Here is a 19847-nt window from a genome sequence, read left to right as displayed (position 1 = left end):
TCCCATTGCAATGCAAGCTGTGCTTGCACCTCTCAGGCGCAGAATAACTTTCACCGGATCTTTGTGCGGTTTTGAAAAATATAAACTACGCCATTCTCCTCAGCTGATATTAATCCACACTGTTAAAGTGACGTCCATTCGACTAAAGAGGGGGCAAGATACAAGTCAGGCCGCAATAATATTCAGAGGATGCGCAATGGCAAAGATTGCACCGGTTTTATTGCTGATCCTGATGGGATTGCATTTGCTTAAGCCATTGGGACTGCCGGGGTTGAAGCGGCGCAGTGATTTCTGGAAAATCGCCGTTGCGGCCATTGCGGTGATGATGATTACAGTCTTGCTGCAGGCTCATACCGGTTATTAAAGGTCAGATATAAAAAAGCCCGCGTTAAACGCGGGCTTTTTCAATGCATCAGTAATACTGATTAAGCATTCTTTTCCTGTGCTTCAGTCCATGCGCCGGTCGCGGCAAGGCCGTTCATACGGGCGCGATGGGTGAAGGCAGCCTGTGCTGCAGGAACGTTTTCGTCTTTACCGCCCCATGCCTTGATGGCAGCAGCCTGCAGAGCGCGACCATAGGAGAAGGTCAGGTTCCAAGGCATATCATAACCGGCATTCATTGCGGAGAGATGTGCAGTTGCTTCAACATCCGACTGGCCGCCGGAGAGGAATGCAATGCCCGGAACTGCGGAAGGAACATTGGCTTTCAGTACGCGAACGGTGAGTTCAGCAACCTGTTCCACAGAAGCCTTACGAGCGTTCTTGCCGTCGATAACCATGTTTGGCTTGAGGATCATACCTTCAAGCTTAACGCGGGCATCATAGAGTTCGTTGAAAACGGTTTTCAGAACCAGATCGGTCACTTCATAGCAACGCTCAATCGAATGGTCGCCCGGTACGCCGTCCATCAGGATTTCCGGCTCAACGATCGGCACGATACCGGCTTCTTGACACAGAGCTGCATAGCGAGCCAGTGCCTGTGCATTCTGACGCACTGCGCCCCATGTCGGCAGCTTGTCGGAAATTGCGATAACACCGCGCCATTTGGCAAAACGTGCGCCGAGTTCGTAATATTCGTTCAGGCGTTCACGCAGGCCATCAAGACCTTCGGTGATGGTTTCGTCAGCAAAACCGGCCAGAGACTTGGCACCGGCATCAACCTTGATACCTGGGATAGAGCCGGCTGCTTTGATGAGGTCTGCAAGACGAGTGCCGTCACGGGCGCTCTGACGCAGGGTTTCATCATAGAGAATAACGCCGGAAATGTAGTTCTTCATCGCATCATCTGCGCGGAACAGCATTTCGCGGTAATCGCGGCGCGCATCTTCTGTCGAAGTCAGATTGATGCTGTCAAAGCGCTTCTTGATAGTACCGGAGCTTTCATCGGCGGCAAGAATGCCTTTGCCTTTTGCTACCATGGCAACTGCAATATCTTCGAGACGTTCGCTCATAAAAAACTCCGTGTTAAGAAGGGCGTTGGAAATTGGTACCCTGCCGATAGCAGATGTGCCGGATAAAACAAATACTGTGCCAAGCACTTGAACCGATTGAATTAATTTTAACCGATTAAGTTCGGACAAGTTTTCTTAAAACTGGTTAAAATTACCGGATAAGTTTATCTGCACAACAGACTTGTCAACAGCCGCCGGATTGCGTTTGATACAGCCAGTCATAATCAACCGGTCAAGGGGGAGAGCGTGCTGAACGGACGCGTCAAGATTACAGGTCTGAAACATGCAGGCATTCGTTATTTTCTGGCCTCTGCAATAGCTGCCAGCCTGTTCAGTCCGCCGGTTTTTGCATCCCAATCTGTTAATGCCGGTGGCCGCGCAGCAGTTGCTGAAAATCCGTTTAAAGTGCAGGAAATTGCCGAATTTAATACGCCGTGGGCGATTGCTTTTTTACCGGATCAGCGTCTGCTGGTAACGGAAAAAGCCGGACATATTTTTCTGACGGATCGGACCGGTAAAAAGACCGAAGTCAGCAATGTGCCTGCCGTGTCTTTTGAAGGTCAGAACGGCCTGCTGGATATTGCTGTTTCACCGGATTTTGCCTCTGACCGGCTGGTCTATTTCACCTATGCTGAGCCGGAACGCAGCGGGAAAGATATTGTCAGCTCGCTGGTGCTGGCACGGGCAAAATTGAGCGAAAAGGATGGCAAAGCTTCGCTCGATGATCTGACTGTGATGTGGCGGCAGCTGCCGAAAAGCAAATGGGGGCAACCGGGCGGCATTATCGCTTTCTCACCGGACGGAAAATATCTGTATTTAAGCTCCGGTGACCGGATGAATCCGAAAACCGCGCAAGACCCGAAACTGGCTCTGGGTAAAGTGCTGCGCTTTAACCGCGACGGTTCTGTGCCGCAGGATAATCCGCGTGCCGATCTGGCAGGGCAGGATGAGGATAATGCACGGGCGCTGACATGGACAACCGGCCATCGCAATCCTTACGGACTGGCTTTTGCTCCCGATGGCAAATTATGGCTGCATGAAATGGGCCCCAAAGGCGGGGACGAGCTGAACCTGATTAAACAGGGCTTGAATTACGGCTGGCCGGTGGTGTCGAATGGCACGCAATATAGTGGTGAGCCGATCCCGCATCATGAGACAAGACCGGAATTTGAACCGCCGGTTGTTTATTGGACACCGGTGATTGCCCCTGCCGGACTGGTATTTTACGAGGGAAGTTTGTTCAAAAACTGGAAAGGCTCTGCTCTGATCGGCGGCCTTGCTTCCATGGCTTTGATACGGGTTGAGTTCAAAGAGGATGGCAGTGCCGATGAAGCGGAACGCTATGATATGGAAAACCGTATCCGCGATGTGGCGATTGCCAAAGACGGTTCCGTCTATGTGATCGAAGATGATATTCCGGGGCGGTTACTACGCCTGACACCGAAATGATCAGATATTAAAAAAAAGCCCGCTGAAACTCAGCGGGCTTTTTTGATTTTCTGATATGTCTTATTTTGCTTTCAGCACGTCTACACCCGGAAGCGGTTTGCCTTCCATCCATTCAAGGAAAGCGCCGCCTGCAGTGGAGACATAGGAGAAGTCATCGCTGACTTTGGCGTGGTTCAGCGCTGCAACAGTATCACCGCCGCCGGCAACGGAAACCAGCTTGCCCTGTTTGGTGCGTTCTGCTGCATGTTTGGCTGCGGATACGGTTGCCGCATCAAAAGGATGCAGTTCAAAAGCACCGAGCGGGCCGTTCCAGACCAGAGTGGAGGCATCGCTGATTGCCGCATTGATGCGGTCAACCGAGAGCGGGCCCACATCCAGCATCATGCCGTCATGCGGGATGGCATCCACACCATAATTCTGGTGCGGGGCATCCGCTGCAAAATGCCATGCAACCACAGCATCAACCGGCAGGATAATCGCGCAATTGGCGCTATCCGCTTTTGCCATGATCGCACGGGCTGTATCGGCCAGATCATGTTCGCAGAGCGATTTACCGACATTGTGGCCTTGTGCTGCAAGGAAAGTATTGGCCATACCGCCGCCGATCACCAGAGCATCAACCTTTTCAACGAGGTTGGAAAGCAGGTCGATCTTGGTGGAGACTTTGGCGCCGCCGACAATCGCGATTACCGGACGGGCTGGCTGGCCGAGGCCTTTTTCCAGTGCAGTCAGCTCGGCTTCCATGGTCAGACCGGCAAAAGCAGGCAGAACATGCGCCAGACCTTCGGTCGAGGCATGGGCGCGGTGCGCAGCCGAGAAAGCATCATTGACATAGATATCGCCATTGGCAGCGAGCGCCTTGACGAAATCGGCATCGTTCTTTTCTTCGCCCTTATGAAAACGGGTGTTTTCAAGGAGCAGAACATCGCCGTCTTTCATGGCGTTAACGGCTGCAGCAGCTGCATCACCGATACAGTCTTTGGCGAAAGCGACATGGTGCTTAACGGCATGTGCCAAAGCAGGCACGATCTGTTCCAGCGAGAATTCAGCTTTGACTTCGCCTTTCGGGCGACCGAAATGCGCAAGCAGAATGACTTTGGCGCCACGTTCACGCAAAGCATTGATGGTCGGGATAATGCGGTCGATACGGGTGGTGTCCGAGACTTTGCCGTCCTGCATCGGTACGTTCAGGTCTACGCGGACAAGCACGCGTTTTGAAGCAACATCTGCGTCTTTAAGAGTGCGGAAATTCATAAGAGGTCTCCGGTTTTGCGGAATAAAAAAGCCGCGCGTCCAGTGAGGTCACGCGGCTTCGGCATATTTGGTCCGAGCAGAAGCTTAGATCAGCTTGCCAAGCGCAACCGCAGTATCGCTCATGCGGTTTGAGAAGCCCCATTCATTGTCGTACCAGGTCAGGATACGCACCATAGTGCCGTCCATAACTTTGGTCTGATCCATATGGAATACAGATGAATGCGGGTTGTGGTTGAAGTCGATGGAAACCAGCGGCTCATCAGTAAAGCCGAGAATGCCTTTGAGGCGGCCATTGGCAGCTTCGCGGATTGCATTGTTGATTTCTTCAACAGTTGTGGAGCGCTTTGCTTCAAATGTCAGGTCAACAACGGAAACATTTGGGGTTGGTACGCGGATTGCAACGCCGTCGAGCTTGCCTTTGAGTTCCGGCAGAACCAGACCAACAGCTTTAGCCGCACCGGTTGAAGTCGGGATCATCGACAGGGCAGCAGCGCGGGCACGATACAGATCCTTATGCATGGTATCCAGCGTCGGCTGGTCACCGGTATAGGAGTGGATCGTGGTCATGAAGCCTTTTTCAATGCCGATTGCGTCATTGAGAACCTGAGCCACCGGTGCAAGGCAGTTGGTGGTGCAGGAAGCGTTGGAAATGACCAGATGATCTTTGCTCAGCTTGTCATGGTTGACACCGTAAACAACGGTCAGGTCAGCATTGTCCGCAGGCGCGGAAACGATAACGCGCTTTGCACCGGCTTCCAGATGAGCAGCAGCTTTATCGCGGGTTGCGAAAATACCGGTGCATTCCAGAGCAATGTCCACGCCTTCAGCTGCCCATGGCAGTTCAGCAGGATTGCGCACAGCATGAACTTTCATCGCGCCGCGGCCAACATTGATGGTGTCGCCTTTGACAGTCACTTCTGCCGGAAAACGGCCGTGAACGCTGTCATAGCGCAGCAGATGCGCATTGGTTTCAACCGGACCCAGATCGTTGATTGCTACAACTTCGATATCGGTACGACCCGATTCGATGATGGCGCGCAGGACGTTACGGCCGATACGACCAAAACCGTTAATAGCGACGCGAACTGCCATATTATGACTCCCGAAACTGTTCGATGTTTTTCAGTCTGCTTTTGCAGGCTGAGAGAGAAAAAGGAGTAATCAGGTCACCTGATTACTCCTGATAAATTAGCCCAGCTTGGCTTCTGCTGCGGCAACCACAGCTTCTGCAGTGATGCCGAAATGCTTGTAGAGATCATTGATCGGGCCGGAAGCGCCGAAGCCCTTCATGCCGATGAATGTGCCGTTCTCGCCGATGAAGCGTTCCCAGCCCATGGAAATTGCAGCTTCAACCGCAATACGAACCGGTGCAGTACCAATCAGTGCTTTCTGGTAGGCTGCTGTCTGGTTTTCAAACAGCTCAAAGCAAGGAACGGAAACCACGCGGGTTGGAATGCCTTTGGCTTCCAGCTGTGTGCGGGCATTGAGCGCGATTTCAACTTCCGAACCGGTGGCGAAGATGGTGACTTTTGCATCATCCGAAGCCGTTGCCAGTTCATAGGCACCATAGGCGCAGAGATTGTCATCATCGTGCTGGGTGCGCACGGTCGGCAGGTTCTGACGGGTCAGAGCCAGTGTTGACGGTGTTTTTGTTGAGTTCAGCGCAATCTGCCAGCATTCTGCAGTTTCAACCGCATCAGCCGGACGGAATACGAAATGGTTCGGAATAGCGCGCAATGCAGCCAGATGTTCAACCGGCTGGTGTGTCGGGCCGTCTTCACCAAGACCGATGGAGTCATGGGTCATGACATAAGCAACGCGGATGCCCATCAGTGAGGACAGGCGCATAGCCGGACGCGCATAGTCGGAGAAGCAGAGGAAGGTGCCGGAATAAGGGATAACACCGCCATGCAGCGCCATACCGTTCATTGCAGCGGACATGCCAAGCTCACGGATACCGTAATGGACGAAACGGCCATGGTAATTATCCGGTGTAATCGGCTTGGTCTGCGAGGTCAGCGTGTTGTTAGAGCCGGTGAGGTCTGCGGAGCCGCCGATGGTTTCCGGTACAACGCCGTTGATAACTTCCAGAGCCATTTCCGAAGATTTACGGGTGGCAACCTTCGGCTTATCTTCCGAGAGCTTTTTCTTATAATCGATGATTGCCTGATCGAAGGCGCTTGGCAGATCGCCGCGCATACGACGTTCAAATTCTGCACGAACCGATGCGTCAACGGCAGCGAAGCGCTTTTCCCATTCGATACGCTTCTTCGCGGAGTTCAGACCGGCCAGACGCCATGCATCAAGCACATCCTGCGGGACAACAAATGGCTCATATTCCCAGCCGAGTGCCTTGCGGGTGGCTGCAATTTCTTCTGCGCCGAGCGGCGAACCGTGAACCTTGCTGGTGCCAGCCTTGTGCGGCGAACCAAAACCGATGGTGGTTTTGCAGGCGATCATGGTCGGCTTGTCAGATGCTTTGGCGAATTCAATAGCCTTGGCAATTGCATCCTGATCATGACCGTCAACTTTCAGCGTGTTCCAGCCGGAAGCTTCAAAGCGGGCACACTGATTGGTGGAATCGGACAGGGAGATCGGACCGTCGATGGAGATGTTATTGTCATCCCAGAGAACGATCAGACGGTTCAGCTTGAGGTGACCGGCCAGCGAAATCGCTTCCTGGCTGATACCTTCCATCAGACAGCCGTCACCAACCAGAACATAAGTGTGGTGGTTGACAAGTGCATCACCGAATTCTGCATTCAGAATACGTTCTGCCAGTGCCATACCAACGCCGTTGGCAATACCCTGACCGAGCGGGCCGGTTGTGGTTTCAATACCGGCAGCATGGCCGAATTCCGGATGGCCTGCGGTGCGGTGACCGAGCTGACGGAAATTTTTGATTTCGTCGAGCGTGATGTCTTCATAGCCGGTCAGATACATCAGGGAGTAAAGCAGCATCGAACCGTGACCTGCGGACAGGACAAAACGGTCACGGTCAGGCCATGTGGTGTTCTGCGGATCATGGGACATGAAACGGGTGTAAAGCGTGGTCGCAATATCAGCTGCGCCCATCGGCAGGCCCGGATGGCCCGAATTGGCTTTTTCTACTGCGTCCACAGACAGGAAGCGGATTGCGTTGGCCATCTGGTTCTGTTTATCGGAATTACTCATGGTTTCGGCTGTCTTTCCTGTGGTGCCTGCAGAATGTGTAAAGAGCTGTTAGCCTCAGACATCGGCAGATTTGTGAGCATTAGGACATAACTTGCAGTAAAAAGATAAAAAGAGCTCTGCTGCAAGGGTTGGCGACACATAACATTTGCATGAAGAGAGTCAACAAAGCGCTGGCATTCTGCACGTATAACAGGGGATTTCAGGCCTGCATGCGACACAGTGTGCGCGCTTAAAACGGTTGAAGTTACAACTGTGCTTGTCAAACCCCGTTGTAAATATGGTGTATGAGTTAACGCCTTTGTGTGACATTTGTTGCTTCACAGCATTGTGCTTATTAAAGTGATGGCAAATCTGCCGCTTCCGGCATGACGATTCGGCCTTATTTTGAAAAGCCGTTATCGGCAAAGGGAAAGAATATGGCTTCAGAAATTACGCTCAGACAGGCGATTGAACAACTGGAAAAAGCAATGACTACTCTTGAGCAGGCTGTTGAATTACGGCTTGAAAAAGAGGGGGACTTTGTGGAAGCGGAAGAAGAAGTACAGCGCATGAATGCTGACCGCTCCAAACTGGCACAGGAACTTGATTTGTCTGAGGCTCGTGCCGAGCGGCTGGAGACGGCCAATCGTGAAGTCTCGCGGCGACTGGTAACGGCTATGGAAACAATCCGCACGGTTCTCGATCGTTGAGGCTCTTGCCGGACAAAATTTAGCAGCTATTTATGTTCTATAGCTTGCACGGCAAAATAATAAAAAACGGCAGAACGGAGGTCCCATGGCTACAGTAACAGTGACAATCGATGGCAAAGCCTATCGTATGGCCTGTGACGAGGGGCAGGAAGAGCATCTCTCCGGTCTGGCTGATCGTTTTGACCAATATGTTATGCATCTCAAAGGCTCTTTCGGTGAAATCGGCGATCTGCGCCTGACCGTTATGGCCGGTATCATGGTGATGGACGAGCTGGCCGAATTGCAAAAACGCTTGCAGGGGCTGGAAAATGAAGCGGAAACGCTGCGTCGCTCCCGTGATGATGCTTTGTCCCGTGCCGATAAAAGCGACAGCGCTTTGACACAGGCAGTGGCACGTGCTGCCCATCAGATTGAAGGTCTGGCTAAAAAAATTGCACCACGCGGCAATTGATCGGGCAGTTCTGATTTATTGTGATGAGTTGAATAAAAAAATCTGTATCCGCGAGAATGCCCTCTGGTACAGGGGCATCAGAATCCCTATAATAAATACAGGCGTACTGCTCTTCACGACAGAAGGTTTAACATCCCCGGGGCCTTATTGATCTCTAAGGGAACTGTCCCTGAGGAGGCTCGAGGGCTTCTTCATATGGTGCCCACCTACGTTGTAGGTTCCCGGGATCAATCGCTTCATCGGTCGCTGTGGTTCGCCGCTCTTTCCTTTTTCATATTTGCCTTTTTTCGCGTCTTTCTGTTTTAATCGGAAAGAGGCGTTTAGGTGAGTGAAGTAAAGGAAAAAGAGCATGGCGGATGGTGATCTGAAAATGCAGAAGGCCGATTTGCGAAAATCCGTTCTGCAGGCGCGCAATGCTCTCCCTGAAATTTTCCGTAACACTGCTTCTGAGACCATTGTTCAGAACTTTCTGAATGGCATAACGCTGCCTGAGAAGGCCTGTGTCTCCGGCTTCTGGCCGATCCGCTCGGAAATTGATCCGCGACCATTAATGCGGGTGCTTGAAGCGCGCGGCATGACACTTTGTGTGCCGGCGATTTTGGATAAGCAAACTATTGAATTCCGCACCTTGTCATTTGGCGATACGCTGGTTGAGACGGGCTTTGGTACAATGGGGCCACCGGCCGATGCGCCGGTTGTTGATCCCGATATTATGCTGATTCCGCTGGCGGCATTTGACCGTGCAGGCAACCGGATCGGCTATGGTGCGGGCTATTATGACCGTGCAATTGCAGCTTTACACCATAAAAATAAGCATCCGCTGCTGATAGGTGTTGCGTTTGATGCCCAACGGGTAGATCACATAGCCCATGAGCCGCATGATGTGGCATTGAATTATATTCTGACTGAAACCGGACTTATTGCGGCATCGCCAGTGTGATATTTGCGGAAAATCCAAAAGCAGGTTTGAAGGATCTATGCGTTTTCTTTTCTTGGGTGATATGGTTGGCCGCTCTGGTCGCACAGCAGTTTTTGAAAAATTACCGGGTCTGATTTCTGATCTGAAACTGGATTTTGTCGTCGTTAACGGTGAAAATGCTGCCGGTGGTTTCGGGGTAACGGAAGAAATCTTTCATGAGACCATCCGTGCCGGTGCCGATGTTATGACCACCGGCAATCATGTCTGGGATCAGCGCGAGGCTCTGGATTTCTCCCGCCGCGAAGATCGTTTTTTGCGCCCTGCGAATTTTCCGAAGGGTACTGCGGGTAAAGGTTCCGGTCTCTATATTGCTAAGAACGGTGCGCGCGTGCTGGTCGCCAATATTATGGGGCGCGTTTTCATGCATCCTGATCTGGATGATCCGTTTAAGGCCGGTGAGGAAATTCTCGGAGCCTGCCCGCTTGGTGAACAGGCAGATGCGGTGATCTTTGATTTCCACGCGGAAGCCACCAGTGAAAAGCAGTGTTTCGGTCATTTTGTTGATGGTCGCGCCAGTCTGGTTGTGGGAACGCATACCCATGTACCGACCGCTGACTGCCAGATTCTGACCAATGGGACGGCCTATATGTCTGATGCCGGTATGTGCGGTGATTATGATTCATCGCTGGGCATGGACAAAGAAGAGCCGCTCAACCGTTTTCTCTCCAAAGTGCCGAAGGGGCGCTTTGAGGCTGCCAGCGGCCCTGCAACCATCAGCGGTATCGGGGTTGAAATCTCAGATCGTACAGGTCTGGCAGAAAAGGCGGCGCCATTGCGCATCGGACCTCGGCTTGAAGAAACCATTCCGTCTTTCTGGCGCTGAAGTATCATTTTACTGAATAAAATTATAAGACCCGCATATTTTACGGATATGCGGGTTTTTTGTTTGGCTGAACATGCGAAATATTTCAGACAGAAATAAAATGTTGGGCTTCTGTTTTATTGAAAAACAGGCATTCTTTTCCCATGTGCCTGTCTCGTGATTTCATGAGATTGTAAAATATCTGTGCGTGTTCAAGTCTTTATTGCCTGTATAGGCGGTTTATAACCGGAACATGGACTGAGTTTTGAACTGTTTTGTCATAAGTAAAATGACGCAGCTCACCTGTCTCTTTGGCTTTGCGCACTATCTGATGCAGAGCCGCATGGTATTTGCCGGATATGCTTACATTACAGATCTATCAATAATTCTTCGACGCAAAGGGCGCCTGAATGGAATTTTTCGCTGAGTATTTTGGTTTTTTGAACAGCCCTGCGGGATGGGCTGCCTTGGTCACATTGCTGGTCATGGAAATTGTTCTCGGCATTGATAATCTGATCTTTATCTCGATCCTCACCAATAAGCTGCCGCTGCATCAGCAGGCAAAAGCCCGAAAAATCGGTATTGGTGCTGCGCTGATCCTGCGTCTCGGACTGCTTTTCACAATTTCCATCATCGTACAGATGAAGGATCCGGTGATTGAGCTGTTCGGTAATCAGTTCTCATGGCGCGATATTATTCTGATTGCCGGTGGTCTGTTCCTTGTCTGGAAAGCGACCAAGGAAATTCATCACACGGTTGATCCTCATGACGGTGCCAAAGCCGGTGCAGGTAAAGTTGTGACATTGAGCATGGGTGCTGCAATTACACAGATCCTCCTGCTTGATCTGGTCTTCTCGGTCGACAGTATCATCACAGCGGTTGGTATGACCGATGAGATCGTGATCATGGTGATTGCTGTTGTCGGTGCTGTAACAGTGATGCTGCTGGCTGCTGACCCGCTGTCGCACTTTATCGGTAAGAACCCGACAATCGTTATGCTGGCGCTGGGCTTCCTGCTGATGATCGGTATGACCCTGATTGCTGATGGCTTCGGTTATCATGTGCCGAAAGGCTATATCTATGCTGCGATGGGCTTCTCGGCGCTGGTCGAAATCCTCAATATGCTGGCACGTCGCCGCAATAAGCCTGCTGAGTAAATCAGTATAAAATCCGCATATGAAAAAGCCCCGTTGCAGTGATCTGCAACGGGGCTTTTATTTTTACCGAAGCTCAAAAGCGATTAAGCGTCTTTACGGAAAGAAGCTTTCAGGATCGAAGCGCCGAGAGCGGATTTGATCAGTGCGCCGATCAGGAATGGTGTAACACCAACCAGTACAGCTTTTTCAACGCCGACTGACAGGCTCAGCCATGCTGCGCCGAGAACCAGAGCCAGAATATTGGCTGTCAGGAAAGCGGCGAAAGCTTTTGGCAGGCTGCTGCCGTTCCAGCCGCGTTCGGCCAGATAGCCGGTGAGGGCTGCGATAACAGGGAATGCAAACAGGTAACCGGCTGTCGGGCCTGCAAAAGCGGCCAGGGTGCCGTTGCCACCGGCAAGAACAGGCATGCCCATTGCTGCTTCACCGAGCCATGCAAGCACGGTCAGTGCGCCAAGACGCCAGCCATAAAGTGCGCCGATCAGCGGAACAACCAGTGTCTGCAGGGTGATTGGCACCGGCAGCATAGGCACTGTGATCTGGGAGGTCAGTGCGAGAATCATGGTGCCGGAAATGACGGCAAATAATTTCATGGCCGCGCTGCGATTGTCGAGATTGAGCGGGCTGAAAGCCGGTTTGCGAACTGCATGTGCGAGAGACATGAAAAGCTCCTTATAGCATGATGTGTATTCAAATGATCTTATTTGACGGGCACGATCATGCAATAAACAAAAACTGAGAGCGGGTGCAGCGGGTAAAATGATATGCGACACACTCTGGTGAAAATTATAGATAGTTTGCAATGCGCATCTATCGTAAAAATCATTAGGTCAATTTGCGCGACTTGGCCAGACAGAATTGTCGTAAAATTGTTTATAGACGGGTCGTAAACAGAGCGGATTGCAGTAAGCCGGGCAAGGGCAGGTTTTAAAACTGCCCGCATCTGCTCTGAGACTTATGAATTGATATATTTTATAGATAATTTATGCGGAATTGGTTTTACTTTAACCGACAATCGCAAAGGCATCGCGCACTTTGCCTGACGGGCTGGTCACCGGCTTGCGGCCAATCCACTGCACATGGCGGGTGAGAATATTCGCGGCCTGCTCCACATCGCCGTCCCGCAGGGCTGCAAGAATAGCCAGATGGTCGTGATCGGTACGGGCTTCCCATTCTGCGCGCCATGAGACGAACAGAAAGCGTGCGCTGGCATCATGCAGATCATCAATCGTCGCCAGCAGACGCGGCATGGCGCAAGGTGTAATCAGCAGACGGTGAAATTTGCGGTTGGCCGCTTCCCATGAGCGCACATCACTGGAATTATCACCGGCATGGGTGGCTTCTTCCGCCTCATCCAGAATGGCGCGGGTCAGATGCGGTGCAGCATGGCGCAAGGCCAGCACTTCCAGTGCGGCGCGCATTTCCGCAACTTCGCGGATTTCTGCAAGCGAGAAAGAGGCAACGCGCACACCACGGCGCGGCTCGGACACTGCAAGTCCCTGCGCTTCAAGACGGCGAAAGGCCTCGCGCACCGGCACATGGCTGGTGCCGAATTCATCAGCAATATGATCCTGACGCAGTTTTGCCCCCGGTTCCAGTTCACCGGCGATGATACGCTGCGACAGAATCTTGCTGATCTGTGCGGCTATCGTGTCGTTTTTCTGTCGCGGTGCGGCTGGCTGTTCGGTCACGTCAATCTATATCCGGTTTAACGGGCAGTTTCAGAGCTTGCCCGTGGATAGAGCATTCTGGGATTCAAATAAAGGTACGGGCAAATAAAGGTTTGAGAATGAGTATAATGCCAGAGATGCGGCATAATATATTCACGTTATTGATAAGGCGCATATCAGAGCGTGTCCAGTTGCAGGGCTCGGAACCGGTGTAAAAAACTATCATCTGCAATGAAAAGACGATATTATCGCAGCCTGCAAAGAAGTGCGGTGTGGTGTGGCTGGACGTGGCGCACCATTTTCCTTATAAAGCGCACATTCCGCAGGGATGAATGCGGATGCCTCGCTCTTGCTGCGCCGCATATTCAATCCCGTGCCCAAATTTTAGAACCTGAACAGGGGTGCTATGGCCGGCCATTCACAGTTTAAAAATATTATGCACCGCAAAGGCAGACAGGATGCCATGCGGTCGAAAATGTTCTCCAAGCTTGCACGCGAAATTACCGTTGCAGCCAAGCAGGGTCTGCCTGATCCGTCGATGAATGCGCGTCTGCGTCTGGCAATTCAGAACGCTAAAGCGCAGTCCATGCCAAAGGACAATATCGAACGCGCGATCAAAAAAGCTGCCGGTGCCGATTCCGAGAACTATGATGAAGTACGCTACGAAGGCTACGGCCCGGGTGGTGTGGCCGTTATCGTTGAGGCGCTGACAGACAACCGCAACCGTACCGCATCCAATGTGCGTGCTGCTTTCACCAAATCCGGCGGTGCGCTGGGTGAAACCGGCTCCGTGGGCTTCATGTTCTCCCGTGTTGGCGAGATCGTCTATAAGCCTACTGCCGGTGACGCTGACACCGTTATGGAAGCAGGGATTGAAGCCGGTGCTGAAGACGTGCAGTCTGATGAAGAAGGCCACGTCATTATCTGTGCTTTTGAAGATCTCGGCGAAGTTTCCAAAGCGCTTGAAGCGGCACTTGGCGAAGCTGAGTCCATCAAGGCAGTTTGGAAGCCACAGACTTCGGCTCCGGTTGACGAAGAAAAGGCACAGTCCGTTCTGCGTCTGATTTCGACATTGGAAGACGATGATGATGTGCAGAACGTCTACGCCAATTTTGAAGTCAGCGAAGAAGTGCTGGCCAAGCTGAGCGTATAATTTAGCATCCTTGCTCAATATTAAAACCTCCGGCAGCTGACGTTGCCGGAGGTTTTGCTTTTTGTGCCATATAATCGTCCTGTTGACCTTGGCAGGTAAAATCGGGACACTAAATTGATAGAGCATATCTGAGACGGGCCGGAGCATTTCACAGCCAAGTTGAATAACTTGGCACTCTTGATTTTATCAGGTTGAATAGTTTGATGGCAATGAAATGCGACGACTCTAAGAATCGAGAGCGATTGCTGTGATTCAATCCGCGCGTAAATCGTTCTGGAGGCGGACACCGTTCCGCAATACGGAAACGGGAGAATGATCTATGCACAGACCGATTGCTGTTTTTGATGCAGGTATCGGCAGCTATGCTGTCGTTGCGGAAATCCGTAACCGCTTGCCGCATCAGGATATTATTTATTTTGCTGACCGTGCCAGTTTTCCCTATGGCGGCAAAAGCCGCGCTGAACTGATTCAGGTGATGCGCCGCACGATTGATTATCTCTCAAGCTTCAATCCTTGTGCGATTGTGATCGCTTCCAATGCACCGTCGATCATGGTGCTGGAGGAGCTCAGTCAGGATATTCATCTGCCGCTTTTCGGTGTCTATCCGCCTTTGCGGGAGGCATGGGGCTTATCCCATAGCGGACAAGTCGGGATCATGGGTGTTCAGTCGCTGGTGGAAAGTCCGATGATCGGTGAATTCGTGGCTGAACACAGCGCCTATAGTGATCGTGTGGCGTTGATTAATGCCTCGCCGATGGTGGAGCTGGTAGAATCAGGTGCGTTCCTGTTTGCACCGGAGAAAACACAGGCAGCGGTTGATGCATTTCTGGCGCAGGTTTTTGCCAAATATCCGGAGATTGATGTGCTGACCCTTTCCAGTACACATCTGCCATGGTTGCGCCGGTTTTTTGAAAATGCCCGTCCGCAGTGCCATTTTCTCGATCCTGCCAAAGATATGGTTTCAAGGATCGGGCAAGGCACAAAAGGGCAGGGGAAAATCCGCGCATTGGTGACGGAAGATGAGCGCTATGATCTGGCGACATTCCGCAAGATGCTCAGCGCGATTGGCGTGGATATTCCGCTGGAGCCGGTGCGGCCATATTAAAACCTGGTGCATTTCCAGCAAAAGTGGGAACCGGTTTTGCGTAAGGCAAATGCACAAAACAAAGAGACAGGTCATAAAAAAAGCTCCGCATTGCGGAGCTTTTTTATTCTTGTCAAGAAATCGAGGATTAGATACCCAGATTGCCGAAGCGGTTCTTGAACTTGGTAACGCGGCCACCGCGATCCATCAGCTGCTGGTTGCCGCCGGTCCATGCCGGATGGCTCAAAGGATCGATATCGAGGTTCATCGTATCGCCTTCTTTACCCCAGGTGGAGCGTGTTGAATATTCGGTACCATCAGTCATAACAACTTTGATGGTGTGGTAATCCGGATGAATGTCTGCTTTCATAGTCAGCTTCCTGAAAGGTTTATGGCATTTAGCCACGCCCCGGCCATCACCGGAACTGCGGCAGATACGCCCACTTGTCTCATTGAAGCTGCAGACAATACGGCTACGGCTTCCAAAAGGGTTGGGGAGCCTATACATCAGGCAGCAGCTAATAACAAGGGCGCAATATAGCAAGCAAGCAGAATGACAGCGACGAATTTACAAAACAAAGCGGTTTCTGAGGCCGAGAGCGGTAAAAAGCCACGCCGGTCCTTAAAGCCGTTGGCGCGAATCTTTCCTTACGTCCGTCAATATCCCCGCTCTGTTGCCGGTGCGCTGGTTGCATTGGTCACTGCCGCAATGGCGACCTTGGTTCTGCCTGTGGCTGTGCGCAGCCTGCTGGATAACGGGTTGATATCGGCTTCGAGCAGTCTGGTTGATACGTCTTTTGCTGCTCTAATTGTTCTGGCTGCGGTGCTGGCTGTGGCCTCTGCTGCGCGCTATTATTTCGTGATTACGCTGGGGGAGCGCATCGTTGCTGATCTGCGGCGCGATGTTTTTGCCCATATTACCCGCCTTTCACCTGCTTTTTTTGATGAAGTGCAGTCCGGAGAGATCGTTTCCCGCCTGACAGCCGATACAACACAAGTGAAATCTGCGGTCGGCGCCACGGCTTCTATCGCCTTGCGCAATCTGATTCTGGTGATCGGTGCGGTGGTGATGATGGTGGTCACCAGTCCTAAATTGTCGGCGCTTGTGCTGGCGGCTATTCCGCTCATCGTATTGCCGCTAGTGGCCTTTGGCCGCTCTGTCCGCCGCCGGTCACGCCGTGCGCAGGATGAGCTGGCGCTGGCGACTGCCTATGCGGGAGAAAAAATTGCCGCAGTGCGCACCGTACAGGCTTTTACCCATGAAGCACCGGCAATTGCACATTATACCGGCGCTGTTGATCATGCTTATGATGCGGCACAGCAATCGATTCTCTCCCGCTCAATCCTGACTGCTTTTGCAATCTTCATCATCTTCGCCAGCGTTGTGGCCGTGCTTTGGTTCGGCTCCCATGATGTGATGAACGGCCGGATGTCTGCGGGCACATTGGGGCAGTTTCTGATCTATGCAGTGGTAGCGGCAGGTTCACTCGGTGCTTTGTCGGAGGTTTGGGCGGAGCTGGCACAGGCTGCCGGTGCGGCGGAGCGGCTGGTGGAATTGCTGAATGAAGAATCAGCTGTCGCTTCACCGGCGAAACCGGTCAGACTTATTCGTGCTGAAGGCCGCGTTGAATTTTCCCATGTGGAATTTGCTTATCCGACACGACCGGATGCACAAGCCCTTCACGATGTGAGCTTTGTGATTGAACCGGGCAAGACTGTTGCGATCGTCGGTGCTTCCGGTGCCGGTAAATCGACACTGATCGCCTTGCTGCTGCGTTATTATGATCCGCTACAGGGTAAAATCCTGCTGGATGGTAAGGATCTGCGGCAATTGTCGCTGGATGATCTGCGCGGTAATATTGCGTTGGTGCCGCAGGATGTGACGATTTTTGCTGCCAGTATTCGTGAAAATATCGCTTTCGGACGACCGGATGCCAGTGATGCGGAAATTGAAGCTGCAGCAAAGGCTGCGCAGGCGCATGAATTTATCATGGCACTTGAAGGTGGCTATGATGCGCCTGTCGGTGAACGCGGTGTAATGCTTTCCGGTGGTCAGCGTCAGCGCATTGCCATTGCCCGCGCTTTGCTGCGGGATGCGCCGGTGCTGTTGCTCGATGAAGCGACTTCGGCATTGGATGCGCAGAGTGAGATGCTGGTGCAGAAGGCGCTGGAACATCTGATGCAGGGACGCACGACACTGGTAATTGCGCATCGCTTGGCGACGGTGCTGAAAGCGGATCATATTCTGGTTATGGATCAGGGGCGCATTGTTGAACAGGGCACCCATGCAAGCCTGAGCCAGTCCGGCGGGATTTATGCCCGTTTAGCCAGCCTGCAATTTCAGCAGGCGGTAAATTAACAAAGCCTGCAATTTCAGCAGGCGGTAAACTAACAAAGTCTGCAATTCCGGCAAACTGTGAAATGAAAAAGCCCGCGATTATCGCGGGCTTTTTATTATCTCTCAGTGAGTTTCAGCTCGATACGCCGGTTGCGGCTGCGGGCATCGGAACTGTCATCCGCCTCCAGTGGCTGATATTCGCCAAAGCCTGCGGCAACCAGCCGGTTCGCCGGTACACCATTGGCAATCAGGAATTTGACCACAGCCGTTGCACGCGCTGAGGATAGTTCCCAATTGTCGCGATAACGACCCGTGCCGGAGAGCGGCACATTATCCGTATGGCCGTCCACACGCAGCACCCAGTTGATATCGTCCGGTATTTCCTTATTCAGCTCTACCACCGCATCGGCCAGCTTTTTCATTTCGATCAGGCCTTGCGGATTGATATCTGCTGAGCCGGTCGGGAACAGCACTTCTGACTGGAAGACGAAGCGGTCGCCGACAATGCGGATATTTTCACGATCGGAGAGAATCTCGCGTAAGCGTCCGAAGAAGTCGGAACGGTAGCGGTTGAGTTCCTGCACCCGCTGGGCAAGTGCCACATTCAGCCTTTTCCCGAGATCAGCGATCTTGGTATTGGATTCGCGGTCACGGGCTTCGGATGCATTGAGTGCGTCTTCCAGTGCGCCGATCTGGCGGCGCAGGGCTGCAATCTGCTGATTAAGCAATTCAACCTGCGACAAGGCTCGGGCGCTGACTTGTTTTTCCGCATCCAGCGTAGCAGACAATTCACCGGCACGCTGCTCTGCAGCTGCACCGGAGCCACCACCGGAAGCGAGCAGGCTTTGCAGGCGGGATTTTTCATTTTCCGCAGCGGTAAGTGATGCCTGAAGGCCGGCCAGCGTATCTTCCAGATCCTGCCCCTTGCCGCGTTCCAGCGACAAAAGCTCGGTCAGTTCGCTGATCTGGCTGTTGAGCCGGTTCAGCACAGAATCCTTGTTATTGACCTCTTGTGAGAGCAGAAACTGCATCAGCACAAAGACGGACAGCAGGAACATGATCGCCAGCAGCAATGTGGACAGCGCGTCCACAAAGCCCGGCCAATAATCAACATGGCGCTCACTGCGACGGTTACGGGATAAGGCCATCGGTTCCGCCTTATTGTTCGCGCTTGGTAGCGGAGAGGATGGTGTTCAGTTTCTCAACAGCCTGACGCAGAGCTTTCTGCTCTTCGGCCTGCCGTTCAACCCAGTCACTCATGCTTTGCTGGTCATGGCGCATGGTTTTCACCAATGCCTGCACACCGTCTGCCAGATTAGCCAGAGCAGCGGTTGTGCGCTGGCTGGTGCCGTTGCCGTCCTGCATTGTTTGCAGGCGGTCGGAGAACAGGCGGATTTCTTCCAGTGTTGTATTGCCGTTTTCCGCATCAACGCGCAGGTCGGAATTCAGATCGGTGACCGAGGACAGCCAGTTTTCCAGTTCCGTATAGAAACGGTTCTGGGCGCGACCGGATTGCAGATCGAGAAAGCCGAGAATCAGCGAACCGGACAGACCGAACAGGGAAGACGAGAAAGCCGTCCCCATGCCGCTGAGCGGTGCCTGCAATCCGCTCTTGAGCGAATCCAGCACCGTGCCGGTATCATTGGACTTCGGATCAAGCGACTGAATGGTCTGACCGATGGAACCGATAGTTTCCAGCAAACCCCAGAATGTACCGAGCAGGCCGAGAAATACCAGCAACCCGATCAGATAGCGGGAAATATCGCGGCTTTCATCAAGGCGTGTGGCAATGGAATCAAGAATAGAGCGCATGGATGTGGCGGATAGTGCCATGGACTGGCGACGGCCGATCATCGCCCGCATCGGTGCCAGCAGCACCGGATCCGTCGCGCCGTCATCACCGTTGCGGAAGGAATTGACCCAGCGGATTTCCGGCACAAGGCGCAGAACCTGAATGAAAGCCAGTATGATACCAACCAGCAATACACCGAGAATCAGGCCGTTGAGGCCGGGATTAGTGACAAAGAAGGTCTGGATCTGCCGTGCCAGAACGAGAGCCAGAAAAGCGACAAGAGCGAGGAATATAATCATAATCATCATGACCTGCCGCGGGCTGGAAAGCCGGTTCGGGTCGTATTCTGTTCCCATGCTGATATCCCGCTGCGCCATAATATTCTCTCGCCTGAGCCTGATGTGTTT

The 19847-nt window shown here is 52.5% G+C and carries 18 protein-coding genes, 1 other RNA gene and 1 pseudogene; 11 read left to right on the top strand and 9 right to left on the bottom strand.

What is annotated here, in order from left to right; translation table 11 throughout:
* The first annotated feature begins 196 nt into the window (after positions 1 to 196).
* Positions 197 to 364: a hypothetical protein gene (locus K1X45_RS07975; protein ID WP_022711757.1), complete on the top strand. Its 168-nt coding sequence runs from the start codon at positions 197 to 199 to the stop codon at positions 362 to 364.
* Between the two features lie 61 nt (positions 365 to 425).
* Here K1X45_RS07975 and K1X45_RS07970 read toward each other — a convergent pair whose 3' ends face one another.
* A complete protein-coding gene (locus K1X45_RS07970) occupies positions 426 to 1451 on the bottom strand; it encodes a class I fructose-bisphosphate aldolase (protein ID WP_075657291.1) in 1026 nt (341 codons plus the stop codon).
* A gap of 246 nt (positions 1452 to 1697) precedes the next feature.
* On the opposite strand from K1X45_RS07970, the gene K1X45_RS07965 reads away from it, so the two are divergent.
* Complete coding sequence (locus K1X45_RS07965; protein WP_370627096.1) at positions 1698 to 2900, top strand: PQQ-dependent sugar dehydrogenase; 1203 nt, start codon at positions 1698 to 1700, stop codon at positions 2898 to 2900.
* 60 nt (positions 2901 to 2960) lie between these two features.
* Here K1X45_RS07965 and pgk read toward each other — a convergent pair whose 3' ends face one another.
* From pgk to tkt, 3 genes are all read right to left on the bottom strand, one after another.
* A complete protein-coding gene (gene pgk, locus K1X45_RS07960; protein ID WP_075657292.1) occupies positions 2961 to 4154 on the bottom strand; it encodes a phosphoglycerate kinase in 1194 nt (397 codons plus the stop codon).
* Positions 4155 to 4238: 84 nt separating this feature from the next.
* Entirely contained in the window at positions 4239 to 5246 is a 1008-nt protein-coding gene (gene gap / locus K1X45_RS07955) for a type I glyceraldehyde-3-phosphate dehydrogenase (protein ID WP_075657293.1), read from the bottom strand.
* A gap of 96 nt (positions 5247 to 5342) precedes the next feature.
* Positions 5343 to 7328: a transketolase gene (gene tkt / locus K1X45_RS07950; RefSeq protein WP_220160316.1), complete on the bottom strand. Its 1986-nt coding sequence runs from the start codon at positions 7326 to 7328 to the stop codon at positions 5343 to 5345.
* Between the two features lie 416 nt (positions 7329 to 7744).
* Between tkt and K1X45_RS07945 the strand changes: the two genes are divergently transcribed.
* The 6 genes from K1X45_RS07945 (at position 7745) to K1X45_RS07920 (ending at position 11406) form a co-directional block, all read left to right on the top strand.
* The gene (locus K1X45_RS07945; RefSeq protein WP_028233611.1) at positions 7745 to 8017 is read left to right on the top strand and encodes a DUF4164 domain-containing protein; all 273 of its coding nucleotides are present in this window, start codon (positions 7745 to 7747) and stop codon (positions 8015 to 8017) included.
* A gap of 85 nt (positions 8018 to 8102) precedes the next feature.
* Positions 8103 to 8468: a cell division protein ZapA gene (locus tag K1X45_RS07940; RefSeq protein ID WP_116089052.1), complete on the top strand. Its 366-nt coding sequence runs from the start codon at positions 8103 to 8105 to the stop codon at positions 8466 to 8468.
* A gap of 100 nt (positions 8469 to 8568) precedes the next feature.
* Positions 8569 to 8727, top strand: a non-coding RNA gene (gene ssrS, locus K1X45_RS07935) — 6S RNA.
* 90 nt (positions 8728 to 8817) lie between these two features.
* A complete protein-coding gene (locus K1X45_RS07930) occupies positions 8818 to 9408 on the top strand; it encodes a 5-formyltetrahydrofolate cyclo-ligase (protein WP_075657295.1) in 591 nt (196 codons plus the stop codon).
* Between the two features lie 37 nt (positions 9409 to 9445).
* Positions 9446 to 10270 carry a TIGR00282 family metallophosphoesterase gene (locus K1X45_RS07925; RefSeq protein ID WP_075657296.1) on the top strand — a complete coding sequence of 275 codons (825 nt, stop codon included), beginning with the start codon at positions 9446 to 9448 and terminating at the stop codon, positions 10268 to 10270.
* A gap of 389 nt (positions 10271 to 10659) precedes the next feature.
* Positions 10660 to 11406, top strand: coding sequence for a TerC family protein (locus K1X45_RS07920; RefSeq protein WP_075657297.1), 747 nt, complete (start codon positions 10660 to 10662; stop codon positions 11404 to 11406).
* A gap of 83 nt (positions 11407 to 11489) precedes the next feature.
* Here the strand turns inward: K1X45_RS07920 and K1X45_RS07915 are convergent, their stop codons facing one another.
* A complete protein-coding gene (locus K1X45_RS07915; RefSeq protein ID WP_225685269.1) occupies positions 11490 to 12065 on the bottom strand; it encodes a biotin transporter BioY in 576 nt (191 codons plus the stop codon).
* Between the two features lie 342 nt (positions 12066 to 12407).
* Positions 12408 to 13094 carry a GntR family transcriptional regulator gene (locus K1X45_RS07910; protein WP_075657299.1) on the bottom strand — a complete coding sequence of 229 codons (687 nt, stop codon included), beginning with the start codon at positions 13092 to 13094 and terminating at the stop codon, positions 12408 to 12410.
* Positions 13095 to 13479: 385 nt separating this feature from the next.
* Here K1X45_RS07910 and K1X45_RS07905 point away from each other — a divergent pair, with 385 nt between their 5' ends.
* The gene (locus tag K1X45_RS07905; RefSeq protein WP_022710828.1) at positions 13480 to 14226 is read left to right on the top strand and encodes a YebC/PmpR family DNA-binding transcriptional regulator; all 747 of its coding nucleotides are present in this window, start codon (positions 13480 to 13482) and stop codon (positions 14224 to 14226) included.
* 319 nt (positions 14227 to 14545) lie between these two features.
* On the top strand, positions 14546 to 15331 hold the full coding sequence (locus K1X45_RS07900) for a glutamate racemase (RefSeq protein ID WP_075657300.1): 786 nt from the start codon (positions 14546 to 14548) through the stop codon (positions 15329 to 15331).
* A 127-nt stretch (positions 15332 to 15458) separates the two neighbouring features.
* Here K1X45_RS07900 and rpmE read toward each other — a convergent pair whose 3' ends face one another.
* Complete coding sequence (gene rpmE, locus K1X45_RS07895) at positions 15459 to 15680, bottom strand: 50S ribosomal protein L31 (protein ID WP_075657301.1); 222 nt, start codon at positions 15678 to 15680, stop codon at positions 15459 to 15461.
* A 21-nt stretch (positions 15681 to 15701) separates the two neighbouring features.
* On the opposite strand from rpmE, the pseudogene K1X45_RS07890 reads away from it, so the two are divergent.
* A pseudogene (locus tag K1X45_RS07890) lies at positions 15702 to 17669 on the top strand (ABC transporter transmembrane domain-containing protein).
* A gap of 95 nt (positions 17670 to 17764) precedes the next feature.
* Here the strand turns inward: K1X45_RS07890 and K1X45_RS07885 are convergent.
* Positions 17765 to 18796, bottom strand: coding sequence for a peptidoglycan -binding protein (locus K1X45_RS07885; protein ID WP_220160314.1), 1032 nt, complete (start codon positions 18794 to 18796; stop codon positions 17765 to 17767).
* Positions 18797 to 18806: 10 nt separating this feature from the next.
* Positions 18807 to 19817 carry a MotA/TolQ/ExbB proton channel family protein gene (locus K1X45_RS07880; RefSeq protein WP_370627095.1) on the bottom strand — a complete coding sequence of 337 codons (1011 nt, stop codon included), beginning with the start codon at positions 19815 to 19817 and terminating at the stop codon, positions 18807 to 18809.
* Positions 19818 to 19847 lie beyond the last annotated feature (30 nt).

Source organism: Pseudochrobactrum sp. Wa41.01b-1 (genome assembly GCF_019464455.1).
GTDB lineage: Bacteria > Pseudomonadota > Alphaproteobacteria > Rhizobiales > Rhizobiaceae > Pseudochrobactrum > Pseudochrobactrum saccharolyticum.
This window is presented reverse-complemented; position numbering and strand designations above follow the sequence as displayed.